The organism is Thalassospira lucentensis MCCC 1A00383 = DSM 14000 (genome assembly GCF_000421265.1).
Lineage (GTDB): Bacteria > Pseudomonadota > Alphaproteobacteria > Rhodospirillales > Thalassospiraceae > Thalassospira > Thalassospira lucentensis.
Genome location: NZ_ATWN01000012.1, coordinates 62,440 through 87,803 on the forward strand (window position 1 = coordinate 62,440; position 25,364 = coordinate 87,803).

At 53.3% G+C, this 25,364-nt stretch carries 22 protein-coding genes; 13 read left to right on the forward strand and 9 right to left on the reverse strand.

The genetic code is table 11. The features are described from left to right. Positions 1-5: 5 nt before the first annotated feature. The gene (locus tag K355_RS0120680) at positions 6-803 is read right to left on the reverse strand and encodes a DeoR/GlpR family DNA-binding transcription regulator (protein WP_022734077.1); all 798 of its coding nucleotides are present in this window, start codon (positions 801-803) and stop codon (positions 6-8) included. A 234-nt stretch (positions 804-1,037) separates the two neighbouring features. Between K355_RS0120680 and phnD the strand changes: the two genes are divergently transcribed. The 5 genes from phnD to glpD all read left to right on the forward strand — a co-directional run bounded on the left by phnD (position 1,038) and on the right by glpD (position 6,024). Continuing rightward, positions 1,038-2,006, forward strand: a complete 969-nt coding sequence (phnD, locus tag K355_RS0120685) for a phosphate/phosphite/phosphonate ABC transporter substrate-binding protein (RefSeq protein WP_028791820.1) — start codon at positions 1,038-1,040, stop codon at positions 2,004-2,006. Between the two features lie 77 nt (positions 2,007-2,083). Then, the gene (gene phnC, locus K355_RS0120690; protein WP_022734079.1) at positions 2,084-2,881 is read left to right on the forward strand and encodes a phosphonate ABC transporter ATP-binding protein; all 798 of its coding nucleotides are present in this window, start codon (positions 2,084-2,086) and stop codon (positions 2,879-2,881) included. Next, positions 2,878-3,684: a phosphonate ABC transporter, permease protein PhnE gene (gene phnE, locus K355_RS0120695; RefSeq protein ID WP_022734080.1), complete on the forward strand. Its 807-nt coding sequence runs from the start codon at positions 2,878-2,880 to the stop codon at positions 3,682-3,684. The genes phnC and phnE (K355_RS0120695) overlap by 4 nt, the downstream gene beginning before the upstream one ends. Then, positions 3,678-4,502, forward strand: coding sequence for a phosphonate ABC transporter, permease protein PhnE (gene phnE / locus K355_RS0120700; RefSeq protein ID WP_022734081.1), 825 nt, complete (start codon positions 3,678-3,680; stop codon positions 4,500-4,502). The genes phnE (K355_RS0120695) and phnE (K355_RS0120700) overlap by 7 nt, the downstream gene beginning before the upstream one ends. Position 4,503: 1 nt before the next feature. Next, positions 4,504-6,024: a glycerol-3-phosphate dehydrogenase gene (gene glpD, locus K355_RS24605; RefSeq protein ID WP_022734082.1), complete on the forward strand. Its 1,521-nt coding sequence runs from the start codon at positions 4,504-4,506 to the stop codon at positions 6,022-6,024. Between the two features lie 18 nt (positions 6,025-6,042). On the opposite strand, the gene K355_RS24610 is transcribed toward glpD, so the two are convergent. The 3 genes from K355_RS24610 to K355_RS0120720 form a co-directional block, all read right to left on the reverse strand. Continuing rightward, the gene (locus K355_RS24610) at positions 6,043-6,345 is read right to left on the reverse strand and encodes a chorismate mutase (RefSeq protein WP_022734083.1); all 303 of its coding nucleotides are present in this window, start codon (positions 6,343-6,345) and stop codon (positions 6,043-6,045) included. A 70-nt stretch (positions 6,346-6,415) separates the two neighbouring features. Further along, positions 6,416-7,786, reverse strand: a complete 1,371-nt coding sequence (locus K355_RS0120715) for a glutamate--cysteine ligase (protein WP_022734084.1) — start codon at positions 7,784-7,786, stop codon at positions 6,416-6,418. Between the two features lie 11 nt (positions 7,787-7,797). Continuing rightward, positions 7,798-8,598, reverse strand: coding sequence for a 16S rRNA (uracil(1498)-N(3))-methyltransferase (locus tag K355_RS0120720; protein ID WP_022734085.1), 801 nt, complete (start codon positions 8,596-8,598; stop codon positions 7,798-7,800). Between the two features lie 73 nt (positions 8,599-8,671). On the opposite strand from K355_RS0120720, the gene ubiA reads away from it, so the two are divergent. The 3 genes from ubiA to K355_RS0120735 all read left to right on the forward strand — a co-directional run bounded on the left by ubiA (position 8,672) and on the right by K355_RS0120735 (position 12,304). Continuing rightward, entirely contained in the window at positions 8,672-9,625 is a 954-nt protein-coding gene (gene ubiA / locus K355_RS0120725) for a 4-hydroxybenzoate octaprenyltransferase (RefSeq protein ID WP_022734086.1), read from the forward strand. Positions 9,626-9,703: 78 nt separating this feature from the next. Continuing rightward, the gene (locus K355_RS24615) at positions 9,704-11,503 is read left to right on the forward strand and encodes a cation:proton antiporter (RefSeq protein WP_022734087.1); all 1,800 of its coding nucleotides are present in this window, start codon (positions 9,704-9,706) and stop codon (positions 11,501-11,503) included. 84 nt (positions 11,504-11,587) lie between these two features. After that, positions 11,588-12,304: a class I SAM-dependent methyltransferase gene (locus K355_RS0120735; protein WP_022734088.1), complete on the forward strand. Its 717-nt coding sequence runs from the start codon at positions 11,588-11,590 to the stop codon at positions 12,302-12,304. Between the two features lie 12 nt (positions 12,305-12,316). Here the strand turns inward: K355_RS0120735 and K355_RS0120740 are convergent, their stop codons facing one another. The 3 genes from K355_RS0120740 to K355_RS0120750 all read right to left on the reverse strand — a co-directional run bounded on the left by K355_RS0120740 (position 12,317) and on the right by K355_RS0120750 (position 15,457). Beyond that, entirely contained in the window at positions 12,317-14,014 is a 1,698-nt protein-coding gene (locus K355_RS0120740) for a methyl-accepting chemotaxis protein (RefSeq protein ID WP_022734089.1), read from the reverse strand. A 280-nt stretch (positions 14,015-14,294) separates the two neighbouring features. Continuing rightward, positions 14,295-15,083: a hypothetical protein gene (locus tag K355_RS25230; protein WP_022734090.1), complete on the reverse strand. Its 789-nt coding sequence runs from the start codon at positions 15,081-15,083 to the stop codon at positions 14,295-14,297. A 17-nt stretch (positions 15,084-15,100) separates the two neighbouring features. Continuing rightward, positions 15,101-15,457 carry a DUF4170 domain-containing protein gene (locus K355_RS0120750; protein ID WP_022734091.1) on the reverse strand — a complete coding sequence of 119 codons (357 nt, stop codon included), beginning with the start codon at positions 15,455-15,457 and terminating at the stop codon, positions 15,101-15,103. A gap of 264 nt (positions 15,458-15,721) precedes the next feature. Between K355_RS0120750 and K355_RS0120755 the strand changes: the two genes are divergently transcribed. After that, positions 15,722-17,248 (forward strand): UbiD family decarboxylase, encoded by a 1,527-nt coding sequence (locus tag K355_RS0120755; RefSeq protein ID WP_028791822.1) that lies wholly within the window; start codon positions 15,722-15,724, stop codon positions 17,246-17,248. A gap of 100 nt (positions 17,249-17,348) precedes the next feature. Here the strand turns inward: K355_RS0120755 and K355_RS0120760 are convergent, their stop codons facing one another. Beyond that, complete coding sequence (locus tag K355_RS0120760; RefSeq protein ID WP_022734093.1) at positions 17,349-17,924, reverse strand: hypothetical protein; 576 nt, start codon at positions 17,922-17,924, stop codon at positions 17,349-17,351. Between the two features lie 240 nt (positions 17,925-18,164). On the opposite strand from K355_RS0120760, the gene K355_RS0120765 reads away from it, so the two are divergent. Further along, positions 18,165-19,514, forward strand: coding sequence for a TldD/PmbA family protein (locus K355_RS0120765; RefSeq protein ID WP_022734094.1), 1,350 nt, complete (start codon positions 18,165-18,167; stop codon positions 19,512-19,514). Between the two features lie 427 nt (positions 19,515-19,941). After that, positions 19,942-22,086 carry a methyl-accepting chemotaxis protein gene (locus tag K355_RS0120770; RefSeq protein ID WP_022734095.1) on the forward strand — a complete coding sequence of 715 codons (2,145 nt, stop codon included), beginning with the start codon at positions 19,942-19,944 and terminating at the stop codon, positions 22,084-22,086. A 51-nt stretch (positions 22,087-22,137) separates the two neighbouring features. Here the strand turns inward: K355_RS0120770 and K355_RS0120775 are convergent, their stop codons facing one another. Next, complete coding sequence (locus K355_RS0120775; RefSeq protein ID WP_022734096.1) at positions 22,138-23,097, reverse strand: diacylglycerol/lipid kinase family protein; 960 nt, start codon at positions 23,095-23,097, stop codon at positions 22,138-22,140. 218 nt (positions 23,098-23,315) lie between these two features. Here K355_RS0120775 and K355_RS0120780 point away from each other — a divergent pair, with 218 nt between their 5' ends. Both K355_RS0120780 and K355_RS0120785 read left to right on the forward strand, forming a co-directional pair. Next, positions 23,316-24,233 carry a UDP-2,3-diacylglucosamine diphosphatase gene (locus K355_RS0120780; RefSeq protein ID WP_022734097.1) on the forward strand — a complete coding sequence of 306 codons (918 nt, stop codon included), beginning with the start codon at positions 23,316-23,318 and terminating at the stop codon, positions 24,231-24,233. Beyond that, the gene (locus K355_RS0120785) at positions 24,230-25,363 is read left to right on the forward strand and encodes a glycosyltransferase family 4 protein (RefSeq protein WP_022734098.1); all 1,134 of its coding nucleotides are present in this window, start codon (positions 24,230-24,232) and stop codon (positions 25,361-25,363) included. The genes K355_RS0120780 and K355_RS0120785 overlap by 4 nt, the downstream gene beginning before the upstream one ends. The last annotated feature ends 1 nt before the right edge of the window (position 25,364 follow it).

A 25,364-nucleotide genomic window follows, 5' to 3' on the forward strand; every position in this document is an offset into this window, starting at 1 on the left:
AGATGTTAGGCGATCTTCGTTTGGGCGTCCTGCCACGTAACAAGCTTGACGCCAGAGCGCTGAAGCTGCGAGATGGTTTTCTGCGACGGCACCAGATCCGTGATGATCCCGGTCAGGGCCTCGATCGGGGCGACATTTTCAAGATAACGCTGATCAAATTTGGTGTGATCCACCATCAACCAGGTTTCGTCAGACCGCTCCATCATCGCACGTTTGACCGCAACCGCACGCCGGTTTACATCACTAAAGCCCGGCCAGGAGACACCCGACGCACCGATAAAGGCGATATTGGCGTGAAACCGGCGCAGGAAATCAATGGTGTCACTTCCGTACACGGCATTTTCGCGAACATCAAAAACGCCCGGACACATAACCACATCATCGCGGTCGGCCACATCGCCCATGCCATGAACCACCGCATAACAGTTGGTGATAAACGTACGCGCCTGCGTCCCGCCATTCACAGCAAGATACGGTGCCAGCTGGGCCACTGTTGATCCGGCATCAATCATCACAACATCACCCGGGCGCACCAGATTGGCCGCAAGCATACCAATACGGTCCAGTCCGGCCACTGCGGCTGATTGACGTTCGATCAGGTCAGGCTGATGCCCCATGGGCCGCGCCGATGCCCCGCCGAACTCGCGCTTGATCAAGCCATCTTCGCTTAACGCATCAAGATCACGGCGAATGGTTTCGGTCGCAACGTCGAATCGCTCCGCCAATGTGGCAACTCTCACATGTGGATGGAGCTTGAGTTCCTGCAGAATGCTTTGCTGGCGTTGTTTTTTTCCAATTCGCAAAGCAATTCCTCCCCCAATACTGGCGTTTTACCTGACCTACGGAGCACTTTAGCAATATTGATGGAAACCTTTTGTTACAGTTTTGTGTTGATTTCCAAACTTTTTCAAATTCATAATGTTGGGAAAAGCAACAACAACAAAACCACAAAACCACAAAATCGCTGGGAAAACCCGGCTTTCATAGGGAAGAAAGGTCACAACATCGTGTTTTCACATTCGAAAAAAACAGACACATTGAAGCTCACCACCTTGCTCGCGGCAATCGGCATGATTGGCATGGCATCCGCTCCTGCTCATGCGGCGGATGATTGCATTGCGCGTGGCGATCTTGATCAGATCTATTGCGATATGGATGGCGATCTGGTTGCAGATGCACCGGCTGCGGATCAGCTGGTTGATCCTGATACCCTCGTCTTTGCCTATACCCCGGTCGAAGACCCTGCGGTTTATGCCGACATCTGGAACCCGTTCCTTGAACACCTCGAAAAAGTCACTGGCAAAGATGTTCACTTCTTTGCAGTTCAGTCGAACTCTGCCGAAGTTGAAGCCATGCGTTCGGGCCGCCTGCATGTTGCCGGCTTCTCGACCGGACCGACCCCGTTTGCGGTAAACCTTGCCGGTGCGGTTCCATTTGCCCTGATGGGTGCGGACGATGGTCGTTTTGGTTATACGCTTCAGCTTTATACCCGCACCGACAGCGGCATTGACACGGTTGCCGACCTTAAGGGCAAGCGCGTTGCGCACACCTCACCGACCTCGAACTCGGGCAACCTTGCTCCGCGTGCACTTCTTCCGGGTCAGGGTATCGTTCCTGAGCAGGATTACGAAGTTGTCTATTCCGGTTCGCACGACCAGTCGATCCTTGGCGTTGTTGCCGGCGACTATGACGCTGCCCCCGTCGCATCCGAGGTGGTTGAACGTATGGCGCAGCGTGATCTGTATGATCCCAAAGAAGTCAAAATCATCTACGAGAGCAAGCCTTTCCCGACCACCTCGTTCAACTATGCCCACAATCTGAAGCCTGAACTGGTCGAGAAAATCAAAGAAGCCTTTTTTACCTTCGACATGAAGGGCACTGCCCTTGGCGAAGAGTTCAAAGGTGTCTCGAAATTCCTGCCGATCACCTATCAGGATGACTGGGCGGTTATTCGCGAAATTCAGGCTGCCAACGGTGTCAAATACACCCCTGATAACCTGAAATAGTTCACACCATCGCACACCACAGCAGGGCCTGATGATTTCGGGCCCTGCAATGGCCCATTTATATCCGGGGTAACGCAATGCTGCGTATCAAAGAACTCGTAAAACGCTATGGCGACGAAAAGGCAGTGTTGAAAAACCTGAACCTTGAAGTGCCGGGCGAAAGTGTCGTTTCAATCATTGGCGCGTCTGGTGCTGGTAAAAGTACCTTGTTGCGCTGTATCAACCGCCTTGTTGAGCCATCTTCAGGCTCCATCGAATTGAACGGCACTGAACTGACCAAGCTGGAGGGCAAGTCACTGCGCCTCGCGCGTCGCCGCATTGGTATGGTGTTTCAGGGCTTTAATCTGATTGAACGTTTGACGGTCATGGAAAATGTCCAATCTGGCCGTCTCGGTTACCTTCCGGCATGGCGCGCTGTCAGCCGTAAATATCCGCAAGAAGACATCGACCGCGCTTTCCATCTGATGGAACGTGTCGGCATTGCCCATTATGCCAATAAACGTGCGAGTGAACTTTCCGGTGGTGAACGCCAACGTGTTGGTGTTGTGCGCGCCCTGATGCAGGAACCGGAAATTCTGCTGGCCGATGAGCCGACGGCATCGCTGGATCCGAAAACATCGCGTCAGATCATGGAATTGTTGCGCGCACTCGCATCCGAGCTGCAGCTGCCGGTTCTGATCAACATCCATAATGTTAACGAAGCCAAGGAATATACCCAGCGTATCGTTGGGATGCGGTTTGGTCGCATCATTTTCGATGGCGAACCTGTCGATCTGAGTAATGACGCCATGGATGAAATCTATGCCGGTGTTCCGGCCGAAGAACGCGGCGGCGCCGAAAGCAGCACTCATTTGCGTGAGGTTGCGGCAAAATGAATACGACCGTTGAAAAAACGGGTCGCACCTGGAAAAAGCCACCCTTCATCGCCAATCCGGCGATCCGTTGGGCGCTGATTATCGGGATTGCGGCCTATGTCTGGTGGGCGATCACCACGCTGCCATTCGATTGGGACCGTATTCAGCAAGGCATCCCACGCGCCATACGTATCTTTAAGGGGGCCTTCCCCCCCAGCTTCCTGCGCGGTGAATTGCTGTTTGACGGCTTTATGGAAAGCATCAAGATTGCGATTGTCTCGACCTTGCTTGGTCTGGCTCTTAGCATTCCGATTGCCTTTGCATCGGCCTCAAACGTTGCGCCCAAATGGCTTTACACCATCGGGCGTGGCGTGATCATCGTCGCCCGTTCCTTCCATCCGGTAATCGTTGCCATCCTGTTTGTGAAGGCAGTTGGTTTCGGTCCGCTGGCCGGTATCTTGACCCTGACCATCTATTCCATCGGGTTCGTGGCCAAAATGCTGGCCGAACGGATTGAGGAAATCGATTGGGGTCAGGTCGAAGCCATCAAAGCAGCCGGGGGCGGCACGTTCGTCACCATGCTCTATGCCGTGATCCCGCAAATCATGCCGCGTCAGATTGGTCTTTCGATCTATCAGCTTGATAGCAACCTGCGTGCATCCGCCATTGTTGGCATCGTCGGGGCCGGTGGTATCGGATCGACCCTGCTCAATGCGTTTGGGCGCTATGACTATGACTTCGCGCTGGCGATTACGCTGTGCATCATTGCCGTTATCCTTGTCAGTGAAGCCATCAGCGGCCGGATCAGGAGGAACCTATGGTAGCCACCACACAAAATTCCGGCCCTGACGCCATCGCGCATCGCGAATGGGCGCGCTATACCTCCAAGCAACGCTGGCAGCGTTTTGGGGCGATGGGGCTTGTCGCACTTGCGGTTGTCTGGTCACTATCGACGATCAATGTCATATGGCCATGGTTGTGGGATGCCCCGCAACAGATGGGGGATCTGTTTGGTCGTATGTTCCCGCCTTCGCTTGAGGGCTGGAAAGACATCGCATGGACGCTTTTGGAAACGATCAATATCGCGACCATCGCGACATTCTTTGCCGTTTTCCTATCCTTGCCGATTGCGCTGATTTCGGCCCAGAACACCACGCCAAACCGCTATACCCTGTGGCTTGGCCGGTTCATTCTGGTGTCGTCACGCTCGGTCAATACCATTATCTGGGCATTGCTGTTTGTCGCGGTATTCGGCCCGGGTGTTCTGGCTGGTATTCTGGCCATCGTATTCAGATCGCTTGGCTTCCTTGGCAAATTACTTGGCGAGGCGATTGAGGAAATTGACCGTGCTCCGATCGAGGCCCTTGAGGCAGTTGGTGCATCGCGGTTCAAAATCCTGATTTACGGCGTAATCCCGCAAGTCATGCCGACGTTTTTTGCCGTATCGATCCTGCGGTGGGACATCAACCTTCGCGAAAGCACGGTTCTCGGTCTTGTCGGGGCCGGTGGTATCGGCATCATCCTTCAGGGTGCGATTGATACTTTTGCCTGGCAAACCGTTGCGACGATCCTTCTGGCGATTATCGGCCTTGTCATCATTGGCGAGGCGATCTCAGCATACCTGCGTAAGAAGGTGATCTAACGTGACAAGAACGTACGACCTTCTGGTCGTAGGCGGCGGCATCAATGGGGCTGGTATTGCCCGTGATGCCGCCGGTCGCGGACTGTCTGTTCTTTTGGTCGAACAGCGCGACCTTGCCTCGGCCACGTCTTCTTCCTCGACCAAACTTATCCATGGCGGCCTTAGATATCTTGAACATTACGAATTCCGGTTGGTGCGCGAAGCCCTTCAGGAACGTGAAGTTCTGTTGTCCGCAGCCCCGCATATCATCTGGCCCCTGACCTTTGTTTTGCCGCACCATAAAGGTTTGCGTCCGAAATGGATGCTGCGTGCCGGTCTGTTTTTGTACGACCATCTGGCACGGCGTAAACGCCTGCCCGGATCGCGTTCCGTATCCCTTAACGGGACGCCCGAAGGTGATCCGTTAAAGGCAACATTTGGCAGCGGCTTTTCCTATTCCGACTGCTGGGTCGATGATGCACGTCTTGTTGTGCTTAATGCGCAGGATGCACAGGCACATGGCGCTGAAATTCGCACCCGGACACAGTGCAAAAGTCTGGTCCGCCATGCGGATCACTGGAACGCCCAACTGTCGCAAGACGATGGCTCAACGCAAGTAGTGCGGGCCCGTTCGGTGGTCAATGCCGCCGGACCATGGGTAACCGAAATGGTGCAGAATGCCGGACTTGGGGATAAGGCTGCTGGCCTGCGTCTGGTCAAGGGCAGCCACATTATTGTGCCGCGCATTCACGACCATGATCATTGCTATATCTTCCAGAACGGCGATGGACGGATTGCCTTTGCCATCCCCTATCAGCGCGAATACACCCTGATCGGCACCACCGACATTCCCTATGACGGTGATCCGGCCAAAGTCAAAATCAGCAGCGATGAAATCGACTACCTGCTTGAACTGGTCAATGGGTATCTCGCCAAACCCGTCACACGCGATGAAATCGTTTGGGACTATGCTGGTGTGCGTCCGCTTTATGATGACAAGAACGCCAATGCATCCGCCGTGACCCGCGATTATGTGTTTGATCTTGATACCGGGGACACCGAAAACGCCCCGGCAATCCTGTCGATCTATGGCGGTAAAATAACCACCTATCGCAGGCTTGCCGAACACGCGATGCAAAAGCTTGGCCCGGTTCTGGGCAACACTGCACCAGACTGGACAGCCTCGGCCATCCTTCCGGGCGGGGATATGGAGGATGGCGATTTTGATCGTTTCGTTGCCACCGCCAAGGCGAGGCTTGACTGGGTACCAGATGTACTTTTGCACCGTCTGGCCCGATGCTATGGCTCGGCCCTTTACACGATTATTGGCGATGCCTCTGAAATTTCACAATTAGGACAAGAGGTTGCGCCAAATCTGTATGAATGTGAGTTGCTCTACCTGATTGCCAATGAATGGGCCACCACCACAGACGATGTTTTGTGGCGCCGGACCAAGCTTGGCCTCGGGATGCAGTCTGATCAGGTCGATGCAGTTACCCACTGGTTTGCCATCCAAGCCCGACTTGGTCAGGCTGCACAATAACCCCAAGGAACACGAAACTTAATCGCGCAGGTCATCCCATTTGATGAATTCATGGGCAATGAAATCTTCCATCATTGCGCGCCACATGCGTTCAGCCATGTCTTCGTCAAAACCATCAATGCGACACTGTGCCTTTACCTTGGTAATCACATCCTCGATGCGGTCTTCATCACGGACCGCATCGCGGGATGGCTTAATCCGTGCGGCCTGTTCGATATAGTTCAACCGTTCGGCCATCAATGCGACCAACAATCGATCAACACGATCCACATTTTCACGAACGTCAGACATGGTTTCGCAGTGATTGGCTTTGGCAGACATGGCAGCAAGGTTTCCTGATGTGTTTTCATGACAAAAAAGGCGGTGATTTCTCACCGCCTGATCCGTTGCCTTAGTAGGCATATTCCTTGAACAGCGGATCGACCGATCCGTTCCATTCAGTTTCATATTTATCCAAAAATTCCTCAGCCAAGGTCCGACCGCTTTCGGCGACGTCTTCGAGGCTGTCGAGGAAGTGGCTTTCGTCATCGCCATAGCCATCCATGCGGCCACGGTTTTTCAAGCCTTGCTTGGCAATTGCCAGAACTTCTTTGGACAGGTCCTGAACCGTGCCGTTTTTGAACTTGGTGGCAAGGGCCGTGCGCGGCACATCGTTACGCAATGCTTCGCGCTCGGAGGTGCTCAAATCACTGACCAAATTCCATGCCGCGTCCAGTGCCGCATCATCATAAAGCAACCCAACCCAAAAGGCTGGCAACGCACAAATGCGCTTCCACGGGCCGCCATCCGCCCCACGCATCTCAAGAAACTTCTTAAGACGCACTTCCGGGAAGGCTGTGGTCATATGATCTGACCAGTCATTCATCGTCGGGCGTTCACCGGGCAAAACATCAAGTTTGCCATCCATGAAATCACGAAACGATTTGCCCGCCGCATTGATGTATTTGCCATCGCGGTAGACAAAATACATCGGCACATCAAGCATGTAATCGACGTAGCGTTCAAAGCCAAAACCGTCTTCAAACACAAACGGCAACATGCCGCAGCGATCCGGGTCGGTATCGGTCCAGACGTTCGACCGTGCAGACAGAAACCCGCTTGGCTTGCCATCAACAAACGGGGACGCGGCAAATAAGGCCGTAGCAACTGGCTGCAAAGCCAAAGACGTTCTGAATTTTTTGACCATGTCGGCCTCGGACGCGTAGTCCAGATTGACCTGAATGGTCGAGGTCCGCAGCATCATATCAAGGCCGAGATTACCGACCTTTGGCATATATTCGCCCATGATCGCGTAGCGCCCCTTGGGCATCCACGGGATATCCTCACGCGCCCATTTCGGATTATGCCCGACACCAAGCATATCGATGCCAAGACCATCGCAAATTTCGCGCACTTCATGAAGATGGGTATGCACTTCACCACAGGTCTGGTGAATGTTTTTAAGTGGAGCACCCGACAATTCAATCTGACCGCCCGGTTCGAGAGATACAGAACATTTGTCTTTGGTAAGGGCAATCACATTGCCGTTTTCAATGACCGGTTCCCAGTCAAATCTTCGGGCAAGTTCGGTAAGAAGGGTTTTAACACCGCGTTCCCCTTCGTAGGGGATCGGGCGAAGATCATCGCGGGTAAAGGCGAATTTTTCGTGTTCGGTACCGATGGCCCAGTCACTTTTCGGCGTAGAGCCGGACTCGAACCATTCGACAAGCTGGCGCCGGCTTTCAATAGCCGGACTATCACCAGTGGAGGCGCTGACAGTCATAAGGGCTTCCCCTAATCTCTCGTGACCGGTTGGTTAGACCAATCGCCGAGGCGATCCTGAAACACCGTTAAAGCAGCAATTGCCGCCGTTTCAGCACGCAGGATTCGCGGACCGAGACTGACAGGTGTGGCAAAAGACTGTTTGCGGATACGTTCAAGTTCGTCGGCGCTAAAGCCGCCTTCAGGTCCAATCACGAGTGCATGGTTAATAACATTGACATTGTCGATAGCCGAGCCAGCGCCCTTTGCCAATAGCTGACTTAGCACTTCACCAATTGGTGACCCGGATCCCGTTTCGTCACAGAACAGCAAATGGTGGTTTTCCGGGCAATTTGCCACCCAATCGAGAAGACGCACTGGTTTAAATATTTCTGGCACCGTCAGGCGTTCGCACTGCTCGGCCGCTTCAATCACCTGAGCTTGCAATCGATCAAGGCGAACTTTGTCGGTAATGCCGTGCTGGGTAATGACGGGTTGTAACCGTCCGACTCCCATCTCGACGGCCTTTTCGATCAGGAAATCAAGTCGCTGCTTTTTGATCGGGGCAAAGACAAGTGTCGGCCCAACTTCGGTCCCTTGTGCGCGCAATTGACTTTCAACAGCGACACTTCCCTTCTTTTTGCGAAGTTCGTTAATGGTTGCCAACCATTCACCATCAAGACCATTAAATATCTTTACCGGCGTTCCGGGCTTGAGCCGCATCACATGTTCAAGGTAATGAGACTGTTCAGGGGAAAGTTCGATCTCGCATCCCGGCGTGATAGGATCAGAGACGAAAAGGCGTTGGCGCGCACGGGTGGCGTCTGCTGTCATGGATATCCTCAAACATAGCCCAAAGCCGATAAATGGCTGGGTTCGAATTCGTTAGGCGTTACATAGGTCGATTATGACACAGGTCAACCAACCAATACAGACTGGCAAAAACGACATGCCCCAAGACGGCTGGATTGACCGTTTTGTACCAGCCCCCGCACGCCCCTATCTGAAATTGCTGCGCCTTGACCGGCCGATTGGCACGTGGCTTTTGCTGTTGCCCTGCTGGTGGTCAACCGCCATGGCGGGCAGCATAACAGCCGACATCAACGCCAAACAGATTATCATCATGATGGCACTGTTTGGCGTTGGTGCGCTGATCATGCGCGGGGCTGGGTGCGTGATCAATGATCTGGCGGATCGTAATTTTGATGGCAAAGTCGAACGCACCACCACGCGCCCGCTTCCCAGTGGTCAGGTAAAGGTCTGGCAGGCGTTGCTGTTCCTTGGTGTCATCTTGTTGCTGGGCCTCGCCGTTCTGGTGCAGTTCCGTATTGAGGCAATTATTGTCGGCGTTTGTTCCTTACCGATCATCATCACCTACCCGTTTATGAAACGCGTGACCTATTGGCCGCAGGCCTGCCTTGGTCTTGCGTTTAACTGGGGTGCCTTGGTCGGGTGGACGGCGGTAACCGGCACGGTGGAACCCGCCGCCATTGCAATGTACGCCGCCGGGTTCTTCTGGACGCTGGGCTATGACACGATTTACGCCCATCAGGACAAGGACGATGATGAAAAAATCGGTTTGAAATCGCTGGCCCTGCGTCTGGGGGATGCAACCCCGAAATGGGCCAAGGGGTTTTATACCATGACCACCTTGTTGCTTGGCGTTGCGGGGATGCTGGCCGATCTGCACTGGTCGTATTTCGTCCTTCTGGGCCTTGCAGGCATTCATCTTGGCTGGCAGGTCGCGACGGTGAAACTTGATGATGCGGCAAACTGCCTGAAACGATTTAAATCCAACCGCGATTACGGTTTGCTGGTTCTCGGCGCAATCGTGATTTCGCACCTGATTGCCATTGCCTGATATCTAACGCGGTGGGGCTGGGTTTTTGAAATCAGCACACCATCTGTCTGATATCATTTTATTTATAAGGGCGTGTTTATGACTGCACCGCTGGCCTTGATGATTGCCGGATTGATCCTTGCGGGGGTTGGCGCCCAATGGATGGCCTGGCGTGCTGGTGTGCCCGCCATCGTGTTGCTTTCGGCCCTCGGACTGATTCTTGGTCCGGGAACAGGGTTGCTGGATCCGGTGACCGATTTTGGCGCACTGTTACAGCCCCTTGTTGCTGTTGCGGTGGCTGTCATCCTGTTTGAAGGCGGCCTGGCACTCGATTTTCGCGAACTCCGCCACAGTGTAAGCGGCATCTTGCGCCTCACCACGATTGCCCCGCTTCTGGCATGGCTTCTTGGTGCATTTGCAGCCCACTATCTGGCCGATTTGTCATGGCCGGTCGCCGCCCTGTTTGGCGGGATCATGATTGTGACGGGCCCAACCGTAATCGCACCACTATTGCGCCACGCGCGTATGGCCAAACACCCCAGCACCCTTTTGAAATGGGAAGGCATCGTTAATGACCCGATTGGCGCGCTGTTTGCCGTTCTGGCCTATGAAATCATTGTCGCCAGCCAGCGGGGAAACGGCCTGAGTGCCGCGATTGGGCACCTGGCCTTTAACATCCTGATTGCCATTGCAATTGGTCTGGTCGCCGGGCTTTGCACCGTGCAGGTGTTTCGTCGGGGCTGGATACCTGAATTCCTTAAAGCGCCGCTGGTTCTGGGTGTCCTTCTGACCTGCTTTGCCGGGGCGAACATTGTTCAGGAAGAAACCGGACTTTTGGCGGTCACCGTATTGGGACTTGTCATTGGCAATGCGCATTTGATGGCGATTGATGAAATCCGCCGTTTCAAGGAAACCCTGACCGTCATTCTGGTCTCAAGCGTCTTCATCATTCTGACCGCGACATTGGAATGGTCGATGGTTGAAGAACTCACATGGGGGCATGGGCTTTTTGTCGCAGCGATGCTGTTTGTTGTTCGGCCTGTCTCAATCATCGGCGCATTGTCCTTTTCCAAAATAAACTGGCGCGAACGCATTCTGGTGGGCTGGATTGCCCCGCGCGGAATTGTCGCCGTCGCGATTTGCGGCTTGTTTGGTACCGAGCTTGTTGAATTGGGATATGCCGATGGCGCGCTTTTGATCCCGCTTGCCTTTGCCATGGTGTTTTCCACGGTTGTGTTGCACGGCTTTTCAATTCGCCCGATGGCGCGATACCTTGATCTTGCGGTCAATGGGCCGCCCGGTGTGTTGATTGTCGGTGCACACCGCTGGACCATTGATCTCGCCACCCGTCTGGATGAACTCGACATCCCGGTGGTCATTACCGATTCACGCTGGCACAGCCTGCGCGCGGCCCGTGAAGCAGGATTGACCACGTTTTACGGTGAAGTCCTGTCCGAAGTGTTCGAGCATCACCTTGATACATCCGCCTTGGGCAAGCTAATCGCCACCACAGATAACGATGCATACAACACGCTTGTCTGCACCGACTTTGCCCCGGAATTCGGACGCCGGTCGGTCTTTCAGACCGGCATTCATCGCGCGCCCGAAGATCGCAGTCGCCACAGTGCCAGTCAAACACTGGGTGGCCTGCCATTTTGTTCCGATCCACTGACCACAGATGACATTCGCAATGCCTATCGCAATGGGGCCAGCATCCGGCAAACCCGACTGACCGACAGTTTTGGCTGGGACGATTTTCTGGGGCATCATGAACAGGCACCACCGGTATTGGCACTCGTGCGCGGCAATCAGCTTTTTATCGGCACAGACATCCCCAAGGCCAAGGCACGTGATGTGATTTTGTATCTGGGCAATGGTGAAACAGATAGCACGGCGTAAAGAACCGCTTGCTCCACAGGGTCAAAGCCGATACTCCCGGCACATGATCATAGCCAAAGCACCAAAGCCCAGAGCACCCAAACCATGAGCGAAAACGTCTTTGCCGATGCCTTGGTACCCGACGTCGACGATCCGCAATTTGCCGATCTGATCGAAACATTTACCGTGCCTGCGCGCGTACCGCTTGCACCAGAAATCGAGATGCATCTGGCGACCCACATCACCCCGCTTTGGCAGGCGACCGAGGATATGCTGGGCGTGCTTGATATTCCGCCCCCCTATTGGGCCTTTGCATGGCCGGGTGGGCAGGCCATCACGCGCTACATCCTTGATCATCCCGAAATGGTCAGCGGTAAGCGGGTTCTTGATTTTGCCTGTGGTGGTGGCATGCAGGCCATTGCATGCGTCATGGCTGAGGCGGGTGAAATTCTGGCCAATGACATCGACCCGGTGGCCATCACTGCAACGCGTCTGAATGCCAAACACAACGGTGTTGCCTTTCCGACCACGACCGATAACCTTGTCGGCACCAGTGCGCCGGAAAAACGCTGGGATGTGATTTTTGCAGGTGACGTTTGTTATCAACAGGACATGGCAAATGCCGTTCTACAATGGCTGATGGCGGAAGCTCGCCTTGGCACGCGGGTTATTCTGGCCGATCCGGGGCGGACTTATGCCCCGACCCATAACATTGACGAGCTGGAAACCTATGAGGTCCCAGTCGATGTCGCGGTCGAGGACACCGATACAAAATTCACCCGAATCTGGCAGTTACTGCCAGACCGGGGAAATTCTGTTTGATCGCTGATCGCGTTAGCCTGCAATGCTCTTCACACAGCTGTTGAGCTCGTTAATGCCGTTAAACACGAACTGAATGTTTTTGGAAATGTCGTGGGTAACACTTGTCTGTTCTTCGACAGCAGACGCAACCGTGTTGACATAATCACTGACTGATCCTGCTGACTCCGAGATTTCCCGTGTTGAATCAACCACCCGCTTGGTAATGCTCAGCATCGAATTAATCTGCGCTTCGATCTGGTCGGTTGCCTTGGCTGTTTGGGTCGCAAGATTTTTGACCTCGCCTGCGACAACGGCAAAGCCCTTGCCCGCATCGCCTGCGCGTGCGGCCTCAATCGTGGCGTTAAGTGCTAAAAGGTTCACCTGCTCGGCCAAATCGCGAATGATCTGAACCACACCGGACATTGATTCCGACGTGCTTTCAAGTTCTGTGCGAATGCCATCGGCCATTTCAGATTTGGCAACGATGTCATTCACCGCGATCTGGGACCGATGCATGCTTTCACTGATTTCCTGAATGGCCGCCAGCATTTCTTCGGACGCACTGGCAACCGCCTCGGCACTGGCACTTGACCCTTCAGCAAGCTCCTCGGCAGTTGTGCGGGTCATGACCTGCTTGGTAACATCGGAGGCGTATTTCACAACCTTGAACGGTCGCCCGTTCATGTCAAAAACCGGGTTGTAGCTGGCGCTGATCCAGACGTCCTTGCCGCCCTTGCCCATGCGTTTGAACTCACCAGACTGATACTCGCCCCGTCTTAGTGCCGCCCAGAAATCTTTATACGCATCAGTTTTGACATACTCGGGATCAACGCACATGTTGTGGTTTCGCCCCTTCAAATCGGCCAGCTTGTATCCCATGGCGTTCAGGAAATTGTCATTGGCATCAATAATCGTGCCGTCCATCTCAAACGAAATCACGGCTTGGGACTTGCCGATTGCCTCAATCTGGCCTGCATAATCGGCCGCACGAAGCTTTTCGGCCGTAACGTCGGTTGCGTATTTAACGACTTTGAACGGTCGACCATTCATATCAATGATTGGATTATAACTGGCTTGAATCCAGACTTCCTTGCCGCCCTTGCCAAATCGCTGATACTCGGCGGACATGTATTTTCCAGACCGGAGCGTTTCCCAGAACTTCTTGTATTCCGGGCTTTTTGCGTAAGCCGGATCGACAAACATCTGGTGATGCTTGCCCTGCACTTCCGCAAGCGTATAGCCCATTGCATCAAGGAAATTCTGATTGGCCGTCAGGATCTTGCCGTCCATGTCAAATTCAATGACAGCTTGTGACTTTCCGATGGCCTCAATCTGGCCTGCATAGTCGGACGTTTGGCGTTTCTGATCGGTTACATCGCTGGCGACTTTGAAAACTTTGTACGGCTTGCCATGTTTGTTGAGGACCGGGCAATAGGTCGCCTGAATCCACACGTCCTTGCCACCTTTGCCAAAACGATGGAACTCGGCTGTGAAAAACTCCCCGGTGGCAAGCCTTTCCCAGAACTCTCTGTATTCGGGACTTTTTGCATATTCCGGATCAACAAACATGCTGTGATGTTTACCTTTAACCTCTTCAAGCTCATATCCTAGTAGTGACAGAAAGTTTTTGTTCGCGGTGATGATCTTGCCATCCATCGTAAACTCGATTGTGCCCTGCGACCGCTTGATCGCTTCGATGATGTGCCCATCATCGTTTCCTGCACCAAACATCATCTTCTCCCTCTATATCAACAAGGCCCATCTTAGCCTTGATACGCGCATTTCCAGTTGCAGGAAACGGCATCCCCAGTACTTCCCCCCAGAAGCATCGTTTGTTCGGATGTTAGGCACACTTTATCCAATCATCCCAGATCGTTCCACCTTAGCAGTCGGTTAATCTGTTTGTGTACCAGCGTTATGTTGCCAAGAATTTATCTATTGCCATCAAAATCCATCAACGCAATCTTTAATTGCATAATAGATGTTCACAGAAACTGATCAAAATGAAACGCTATTTCGGAACACTAGTTCTACGTGGTGTCGGATTGTCCGTTTTTAAATAGCGTCCCACCAGTTTTCGTCGCAAGTCCGCATCATCAATCAACTTTAATACGAATGTTGGATGCGGTGCCTGCCCGGCGCGTTTGGCGATCTGGGATAACATTTCCCATTGGCTGCGCGCGACAAAGCGTCGATTGCGCGCAGGAATATCGACAAGTGCAAAGGTATCACCGTGATCAAATACGTGTCCGGCAACAGATTGATAACTGCCAACCCGGCCTGTCTTCAACCCGCAATCTAGTGTGATGTTTGTGCCGTCGAGCTGACAGTATTGGTAATGATCGGGCACGGATTCCGTGCTGTGCATATGACTAAGTTGCGTGGGTGTTAGCCACGTAACCGCCACCCTGACCGTCGTCCCCGGCGAGGAGGCCAAAGTTGCCGGAAGTGCGCCGTAACCGGCCATATGCGCAGAATAGACAATATCTTGGTCGGTCATCCAACCGAACGTCACCGGAACAGGTTCTTCATGATGATGGGGTGGTGCGAATTTGCGAACCAATTGAACCGGCGCGCGGTTGGACCCAACGGCCAGAACCGGGGTCCGTCCAGCCGTCAAGCGGTCTATATCACCTGCAACCATCTGCCTGACTGTGCCATCCGCAAACAGGAAATCATAATCTGGCGCGTCATAGGGATACAAAAACGCGCGCAGGATTTCCTGCGCGCGTGGATGCTGTTCGATCTGCTCGCGCAACACGGGATCCGTGATTTTATGCGCATCAGAAATCGAAAACATGCAAAAGTCTGTCCGGCTTAGTCTTCGACAACGCGATAACGGCAATTGCAGTTATCGACATGTTGCCACGCCAGCTTTGACCATGCCTTTTCGGCATCTTCAAAAGTTTTATACGGACCATGGCGTTCTTCTTTGCCACCGACCGGGGTTTCAAATTCGGTGGTTTCATATTCACCACCGACAACCCAGTATTCGTCAAAACGTTCGATGCGATACCGCGAATTTGCGTCATCGACCGACTGCCAGGCCATTTTAGACCACTGTTTTTCCGCGTCTTCGAAGCTGCCAAACGGACCAACTTTGGTTTCTTCGCCAATCGGCTTATCAAAACCGGTATCCTGATAGGTGCCCCCGATAACCCAATATTTGGCCATCTGTGCGTCCTTCATGCTTTTGGTGATTTGCCATGCCGCGCGCTGTGGGTCGCGCGACTCAATTCCTTGCCCTTGTATACCGAAATGATACGTCAACCAAAACCGCAAAGTTTCGTATAACCTTGCAACGCAGCATCCCGACTGTATTTGGGGACGCTGTTACAAAGTTACAAACGCTTCTTTGCCAACAAGCATGGTTGTCCCCAGACGCAGCAAAGCGTATGAAGACAATCAGATTTTAGTGCTCAGCAGATGACAGGTGCCATGCCCTATCAATCCCTTCGTGACTTCATGGATGCGCTGGAAAAAACCGGCCGTCTTGTTCGTGTCACTGAACCGGTTTCCCCCAACCTTGAAATGACAGAAATACAGACGCGTCTTCTGGCCGAAGGCGGCCCGGCGGTGTTGTTTGAAAATGTTGTCGGGGATGACGGCAAAAAATATGACATGCCGGTTCTGGTCAATCTGTTTGGCACGGTGGACCGCGTGGCAGAGGGCATGAACAGAAAGCCCGAAGAGCTGCGCGAAGTCGGCGAAACGCTGGCCTTCCTCAAACAGCCCGAACCACCCGGCAGCCTCAAAGAAGCCTTTTCGATGCTGCCGCTGGCCAAGACCGTGATGGCAATGAAACCCAAAACGGTTTCCAAGGCCCCGTGTCAGGAAATCGTCATGACGGGCGATGATGTTGACCTGTCCAAAATCCCCATTCAGTCGTGCTGGCCGGGCGAACCTGCCCCGTTGATCACATGGCCGCTGGTCGTAACCCAAGGCCCCTCGGCGGGCAAAAATGGCGGCGACAAACGCGACGTGTTTAACCTTGGCATCTATCGCATGCAGGTGCTGGGCAAAAATAAAACCATCATGCGCTGGCTCAAACATCGTGGTGGTGCGCAACATCACGCGCGCTGGAAAAAGGAAAAGCCTGATCCGCTGCCTGCCGCCATTGTTCTGGGTGCGGACCCGGGCACCATTTTGGCTGCCGTAACGCCTGTGCCCGATACTCTTTCGGAATATCAGTTTGCCGGGCTTCTGCGTGGTGCCAAGGTCGAACTTGTGGACTGCAAAACCGTCCCGCTCAAAGTGCCCGCCACCGCCGAAATTGTGCTGGAAGGCTATGTCTCGCTTGATGAATACGCGCCCGAAGGCCCGTATGGCGATCACACCGGCTATTATAACTCGGTCGATGATTTCCCGGTATTTAACATCACCGCGATCACCATGCGCAAAGACCCGATTTACCTCTCGACCTTTACCGGTCGCCCACCAGATGAGCCTTCGGTTCTGGGCGAAGCATTGAACGACGTGTTTGTGCCGATCCTTCAGCAGCAATTTACCGAAATCGTTGATTTCTGGCTGCCACCCGAAGGATGTAGCTACCGGATTGCGGTTGTCTCGATGAAGAAGGCCTATGCCGGTCATGCAAAGCGCGTGATGATGGGCGTGTGGTCATTCCTGCGGCAATTCATGTACACCAAGTTCGTTATCGTTGTGGATGACGATATTGATGTGCGCGATTGGAAAGACGTCATGTGGGCAATTTCGACCCGGATGGACCCGGTGCGCGATATTACCACGGTTACCGACACCCCGATTGACTACCTTGATTTCGCATCCCCGGTCAGCGGTCTTGGCGGCAAGCTTGGCCTTGATGCCACCAACAAGTTCCCCGGCGAAACCAACCGCGAATGGGGCGAAAAAATCTATATGGATGATGACATCATCACCCGTGTCGATGAAAAATGGGACCGCTATGGCCTGCCCGGATCAGGCAAGAAAATCTGGAAAGACTAGGCCCGATCCAATGCGTTGATGAGGGGAAAAGTATTTTCGCCCTCATCAAGCTTCCTCACCCAAGTCTCACGTGGATCTGTTTCCATTGCAGTTGGGGTCTTCAATTGCGGAAAAACAGCCAGTGATTGCCATTGCCTGCTGGTTCTTTTGAATAAAAGAACTGCGGTGCATCGCACATGAAATCATCGACCCGGATCGCAAAGTTGCACAGCCTGTCATCGCCGATCACCTCGGCCATGAACTCGGTGCTGTTTTCCTGCCAGCTCATGACCGGCGGGGCAGTTTCATCATGAATGCACAGCGCAACCTGTTCGGAGCTTTCAAACGGCAGATAACGGATCTCACTTTGGTCCTTGCCCCCATGATTAGTGACAAACAGCATTGCAAATCGCGGACCTTCCGGACTGTCCAGATCAACCCACCCGGCAATCCGGTCGACCACATCATCACAGGTAAAATCACCGGTCAGCATCTGATGACGGTAGTTTTGCGCATATTGCCCACCCTGAATGCGCATTTCGAAATAAAGCTGATTGGAGGATACCGGGTCGGCTTTGCCCGCGTCATTCAGAGACGCCTCAGCATCTGCATTTGGACTCTCGTCAGCATAAGCAGTAGCGCCCAGCCCAGAAGAGATCGCGAAAACAAGCCCCATCAACATTACCTGCTTGCTCATGTTTTTTTCCCGTGTGTATGTCGGCTTTCACAGCCATTTATGTGCCGTTTCTTTTAGTATAGCAAAACGGCAATAAAAATCGTCAAAAGACATGCCCTTGCCGATCCCCCTTTATCGCGCCACCTTTGGGGCAGCAAGGCAAATGAACCAAAGACGAAACCTCTTTTTGTTTCGCCCCTTTGCGAATGCGTCTGCGCGCCCTATAAAGTAGCAATCACATTCCGAATTAAGGGAGCTTCCATGCCCAAGACCGACATGACACTTGATCGCATCACCGATCTTCTGGCCCGTGCAAAAAAAGCCGGTGCTGATGATGCCGACGCCGTTTATGTCGAAGGAACGTCGCTTTCGGTGGCCCAGCGTCTGGGCAAGATGGAAAAGCTTGAACGTTCCGAAGGGGCTGATCTTGGCCTGCGTGTTCTGATTGGCAAACAACAGGCGGTTGTTTCATCTTCCGACACCAGCGATGCGGCCTTGAATGAACTGATCGAACGCGCCGTCGCCATGGCCAAAAACGCGCCAGAAGATCCCTATTGCGGCATTGCTGATCCGTCTGAGCTTGCCGAAACCTTCAATGTCGAAGCGCTTGAGCTGTGTGAACCGGGCGAAGTCGATCAAGCAAAAATGATCGAATGGGCAACCGCCTGTGAAGAAGCCGCACGTTCGGTCGAAGGCATCACCAATTCGGAAGGATCCGAAGCTGGCTGGGGCCGTCATCAAGTCACTTTGGCGGCAACCAACGGCTTTGCCAATTGCTATGCCGGGTCTGGCAGCCACATTTCGGTTTCGGTTATTGCCGGAACGGGAACGGCCATGGAACGCGATTATGATTATGACAGCGCTGTCTTTTCCACCGACCTGCGCGATCCGGTCGATATTGGCAAAAAGGCCGCCGAAAAAACCCTGCGACGCCTCAATCCGCGCAAGGTCAAAAGCGCGCACGTACCGGTCATTCTGGACCCACGTGTATCTGCCTCCATCGTTGGTCACCTGTCCGGTGCGATCAATGGATCGGGTATCGCGCGCGGCACCAGCTTCCTGCTCGATGCGATGGGCAGCGAAATTTTCGCCCCGCATATCAACATCATTGATGACCCGCATCGCAAACGTGGTCTTCGCTCCAAACCGTTTGATGCCGAAGGTGTCGCCAATCAGAAACGTCACCTGATTGAAAATGGTGTTCTGAAAACCTGGATCATGGATTTGCGCTCCGCCCGGCAGCTTGGCCTGAAATCCACAGGCAACGCATCGCGCGGGGCCGGCAGCCTTCCGGGGCCGTCGACCACCAATCTGTATATGGAACCGGGCACCATTTCACCCGCCGATATGATCAAGGAGATCAAATCGGGGCTCTATATCACCGAAATGATCGGCAGCAGTGTCAATGGTGTGACTGGTGATTATTCGCGCGGGGCATCTGGCTACTGGATTGAAGATGGTGAGCTGGCCTATCCAGTTTCCGAAATTACGGTCGCCGGAAACCTCAAAGACATGTTCAAAACTGTTGTGCCCGCAAGCGACCTGACCTTCAAATACGGCACCAACGCCCCAACGCTGCGCATTGATGGCATGACGCTAGCCGGGCAATAACCCGGATATTTTAGCCCAAGACTTATCGATATTCTTTGTTCGCTCATGCACGGGCCCGGTCGATGTTGACTGGGCCCGTGTTGCGTATGAGCAGTTTATGAAAACACATAGGGCCAGAACCTAATTGAATATCTCCCAACCCCTGTCAAATGACGCGCTATCATGCATGCTCCTTGTACATTTTAACCTGTCGACGTAACGGCATAGTATTTTTGTATCGATACCCAACTTGAAATAGAAATTAAACACACGACATTTGTAATACTACCCAATCATGAAACAAGATTGGGATATGAAAAAATCACGTGGGCGAATCCCGGTTTTTGGCGATCGATAGAACGCAAAACAATGCCAGACGCACTTACCTTTCCCCTAACTGGGCCGGTAATGCTGCGTCCAAGGCGGCGTATCCGGGAGGAAAACAAACGTGAACCGCATCGCTTTCAAACTACCCGCTATTGTCGCGGCCCTTATTTTTGCTGCTGCGATAACAGTTGGCAGTGCACTTGCTTATCAGTCTTGGCACACCCAGAAGCAATCGGTCGCCGACAAACTTCTGGCTTTGACCGAGGCACGCGAAACCGCTTTGTCGGACTATCTTTCTTCCATCCGCGAAGATCTGACACTTCTGGCACACAGCCCCTTTACCCAGCACGCACTAGGCGATTTCATTAAGGGCTGGAATGACCTGAAGGGCGATAAAACAGCGATCCTCAAGGATCTGTACATCACGGAAAATCCCAATCCGGTCGGACAGAGACATCTTCTTGATCAGGCAGGAGATGGTTCGCAATGGAGTGCTGCACACGGCCAGTATCACCCGTACTTCCGCGAGTTTCTTGAACTGCGCGGTTACTACGACATCTTCCTGTTCGCGCCAGACGGACAACTTGTTTACACCGTGTTCAAGGAAGATGACTTTGCCACCAACTTTTTCGATGGCCCTTGGCGCGACACCGATCTGGGAACAGGATTCCGTGGTGCACTTGAAAATGCCCAAAAGCCCGGTGGTGACATGGTTTTTCATGACTTTGAACCCTATGCGCCCAGCAAAGATGCCCCAGCGAGCTTTATCGCCACGCCGGTTTTGGCTCCCAACGGAACGGTTTTGGGTGTTCTGGCATTTCAAATGCCAATTGATCGGATCAATCAGGTCATGCACGTCTCTGCGGGCATGGGGAAAACCGGAGAAACCTACATCGTTGGTACGGACCTTCTGATGCGCAGCGCGTCCCGCTTTTCAGAAGAATCAACTGTTCTGCGTACCAAAGTAAGCCCCGACACAGTCAATCTCGCGCTATCAGGGGAAACCGGGGTACGTCAGATCCTCGATTACCGTGGTATTCCGGTGATATCGGCCTATAGTCCGCTTGAGTTTCTGGGCACCAATTGGGCCATTATTGGCGAAGTCGATCAGTCAGAAGCCATGACGCCGGTTCGCGATGCGCTGCTTAAGACACTTATCGTCATTTTGGTTGTTGTCGGCGTTGGTGTTGCATTTGGCCTTTTTTTTGCCCGCTCCATCACGTTGCCAATCAAAAAAATTGTCAAAAACCTTCGCGACCTAGCATCCGGAAACCTTGAAACCAAGATCTTTGGCACCGATCGCGCCGATGAAATCGGCGACATTGCCGACACCACCGAAGTCTTCAAACAAAATATGATCCGCAACCGTGAAATGGAAGCTGCGGCCAAGGATGCAGAGCACCGCGCCGCAGAAGAAAAACACAAAACCATGAACACATTGGCCGATAAGTTCGAAGGCAGCGTTGGCGCTATTGTTCAGATCGTCGGAGCCGCCGCAACCGAACTTGAAGCAGCAGCCCAAACCCTGACCACAACACTTGAAGAAACAAATACACAGGCAGGCACCGTTTCTGCCGCAGCAACCCAGGCCAGTGCAAACGTTGAAACCGTCGCCACCGCCTGCGAAGAGATGGCCGCCTCTGTGCGCGAAATCGGCATGCAGGTTCGTACCGCTGGTGACATCACCAATACCGCTGTCCGCAATGCGCAAAACACCCAGAAAACCGCCGAGGGGCTCGCCGAATCTGTTGAAGAAATCAGCACCATGGTCGGGCTCATTCAGGACATTGCATCACAGACCAATCTGCTTGCGCTAAATGCCACCATCGAGGCAAGCCGGGCCGGTGAATCGGGTAAAGGATTTGCCGTTGTCGCGTCCGAGGTAAAAAATCTTGCCAATCAAACCGCGCATGCCACCGAAAGCATCACATTGCAAATCGAAAAGGTACAGGCAGCGTCACAGTCGATGATTGTCGCCGTTCAAGAAATTACCGGTGTCATCTCCCAAAGCCATGAAACCTCATCGGCTATTTCGTCGGCTGTCGAACAACAAGACGCGACCACAGGCGAAATTGCCCGCAATATCGCACAAGCCGCCAGCGGCACGACTGAGGTTTCAAACGCCATTATTGATGTCAGTACCGCATCAAACGAAGGCGGTGTCGCAGCAGCCCAGGTTTTGACAAGTGCGCGTGAACTTGCCCGTTCTGCCAGTCAGCTTGGCAAGGAGGTTGATGCATTCATCTCAACTGTCCGTTCGGCATGATATCGCCAAACGATTTTTAGGTTGGGCTGGATTGGGCTCGGCTGGATTGGATCAGTCCGCTGCAATCTGCAACAGCGGACGGCCATCCTGCTTGGGATTACTCTGGTCAGCATTATGTATGTCGGCATAAGCAGGAGGCACCATCAAGCGCACAGGATAAGGCGACAGGCTAATTTCGCAGGGCAGTTTTCCTGCACTCTCGCCGTCAATCTGAAGCGGGGCCGGACCGCAATGGCTGGTGATTGTTACACGTTCGGTCTGCACCAGCGACACATCGCTTTGTTCGTGCAGTCGGTTTAACGTCAAGGCCAACCCATAGCGTGACAAGGCCCCGATCCCGTTTCCGGGCATCAAAACCACGTCAAGATTATTCGACGTCAGGCTTGCCTCGGGCGATATGACAAACGCCCCGCCGTAATGTTTGGCATGGGTGACAACAACCCCGGCAACCCGGTAATTTTCGCGCCCGATGTTGACTTCAAAATCACGGTGACGCGGAAAAAAGATGTTGCGTAATCCTTCAAGAATATAGGCCCCCTTCCCGATCAAACGCTTCAGCCGCAAGGAAACATTGGCAACCGTATCGGCATCCGCCCCCATGCCTACCATCAGGAAAAACGCCCGACCGTTCACAACACCGGGTCGGACCCAGACCATGCTTGGGTTATTGATATAACTGGCGATGGCCTTGGCCCGAAGACTTAATCCCACTTCCACCGCCAAAACGTTGGCCGTTCCCAATGGAATAATGCCAAGCGGCGGCACCTCGTGACCGTCAATCTGCGCGTCAAGCAACCCGTTAAGCGCTTCGTTTAACGATCCATCGCCACCGGCGACAAACAATCTTTGATGGGCGCGAACCTTGCGCGCCAGTTCGCGCGCATGTCCCGGATGGGTGGTTTGTAAAAGCTCAACCTTAACGCCCGCATGTTGCAGGATTTCCGACAGAAAACGCTGTTTGTTTCCGCCCGCACGCGGGTTGAAGATGACAGTCACTCCGGCATGGGTCATTCAGGATCGACTTCCGCAATAAAACCGAAATAAAAAGTAAGTACCCGCTAGCATATGAAGTAAAATATGTAACAGTTGCTTTACAGAACCGCGAAATTTATGTGAACGGGTTATATATTCGCGCGATTTATTTTAAACCGATACTGGTTGGAGACAGTATCTGGCATCTTTAAAGTCAGTTTCCAGCCATCCTTTTGGCAGGATACGGAGGAGCGGCAATGACAGCGATGACGCTGCAACCGCATTACCGCACGGTCTGGATTTCGGACGTCCACTTGGGGACACGTGGATGTCAGGCAGATCTTCTTTTGGATTTCCTCAATGAAGTAACGGCAGACACCTATTATCTGGTGGGCGACATTATTGATGGCTGGCGTCTTAAGAAAAGCTGGCATTGGCCCGAAAGCCACCACGCCGTTATAACCACGATCATGGATAAGGCCAAGAACGGTGCCAAGGTTATCTTTGTGCCCGGCAACCATGATGAATTTGCCCGTGAATTTGTCGATATGACCTTTGGGCATATCGAAGTCAAAATGAACGACATCCACGAAACGGCCGATGGCAAACGCCTTTTGGTGATCCATGGCGATGAATTTGACGGTGTTGTCAAATATGCCCGATGGCTCGCCTATCTTGGCGATACGGCCTACAACTTCGCCATCACCCTTAACCGCTATTACAACGGCATTCGCCGTCGCCTTGGCTATGGATACTGGTCGCTTTCGGCCTATCTTAAAAACCGGGTGAAGAACGCGGTTCAATTCATCTGCAACTTTGAAAATGCCGTCGCCCACGCAGCCGCCAAACGCAAGGTGGATGGTGTGGTCTGCGGGCACATCCATCATGCCGAAAAACGCATGATTGGGGATGTGCTTTATTGCAATGATGGTGACTGGGTCGAAAGTTGCACCGCCCTTGTCGAAGACATGAACGGCAAGCTTGAACTTCTCCATTGGGCGGAAATGCGCCAGATGGCCATGACCCATTCCACACCGGGCCGCGATGCTGCCAACGCCCCCTCGCTGGGTCTTGGCAAACTGATTTCCATGTTCCGCATCGCCCATGTATCGGGCAAGTCCGCATCCGGCACAGATAAAAAGCGCCGCGATGCTCCGATTGGAAAGACTGCATGAAAATACTGATCGTAACCGACGCCTGGTATCCACAGGTCAACGGTGTTGTCCGTACCCTTGAAACCGTACGGGGCGAACTGGACGAGATGGGGCATGATGTTCATGTTATCTCGCCTGATCAGTTTAAAACCATTCCGTGCCCGACATACCCGGAAATCCGCTTGGCCCTGTTTGCCAAACGTAAAATGGCCAAAATGATCAAGGCGCTGCACCCGGTTGCCATTCATATTTCGACCGAGGGTCCGTTGGGGCAGGCCGCCCGGGCTTATTGCCTGAAACAGGGCCTGCCATTTTCGACCGCCTATCACACGCGGTTCCCTGAATACATCCACGCGCGGTGGCGTTTACCATTATCGATTTCCTATCGTGGGATGCGCAAATTCCATTCAAAATCACAATCGGTGATGGTCGCGACCGAAAGCTTGCGCGAAGAACTGTCTGACTGGGGGTTTGATAACCTGCATATCTGGTCGCGCGGAGTTGACCTTGACCTTTTCCGACCCCGACCAGATGCAAGCTTTGGCGACTTTCCCAAACCACACTGGCTATTCGTCGGGCGGGTGGCTGTGGAAAAGAACATTGGCCATTTTCTGGATCTTGATCTGCCCGGCACCAAATTCGTGGTCGGCGATGGGCCGCAGCTGACCGACTTGCGCCAGAAACACCCCAATGCGCAATTCCTTGGCAAAAAGGTCGGTGAGGACCTTGCAAACGCCTTTGCGTCCGCAGATGTTTTTGTTTTCCCCAGCAAAACCGACACATTCGGGTTGGTTATCCTCGAAGCATTGGCATCAGGTACGCCGGTTGCTGTTTTCCCGGTTCAGGGACCCGCCGATATTGTCCGGGGCACAAAAGCCGGCGCGATTGACGCCGACCTTGGCAAAGCCGCCATGGCCGCCCTTGAACTTAAACCCGAAGATGCTCGTGCCTTGGCCGAACAATACAGCTGGCAAAATTCTGCCAGCCAGTTCCTGCACAACCTTGCACCATTTTCAGGTGGGTTTGACGGGCTGGAAGCCATCCGCATATCTGTTGATGATGCGGCACGTACGGCCGCATCTTTCACCACCGACGACGACGACAACACCACCACGATCGGCGATCAACCACTTGGTCAGCCAGCGCAGTAAT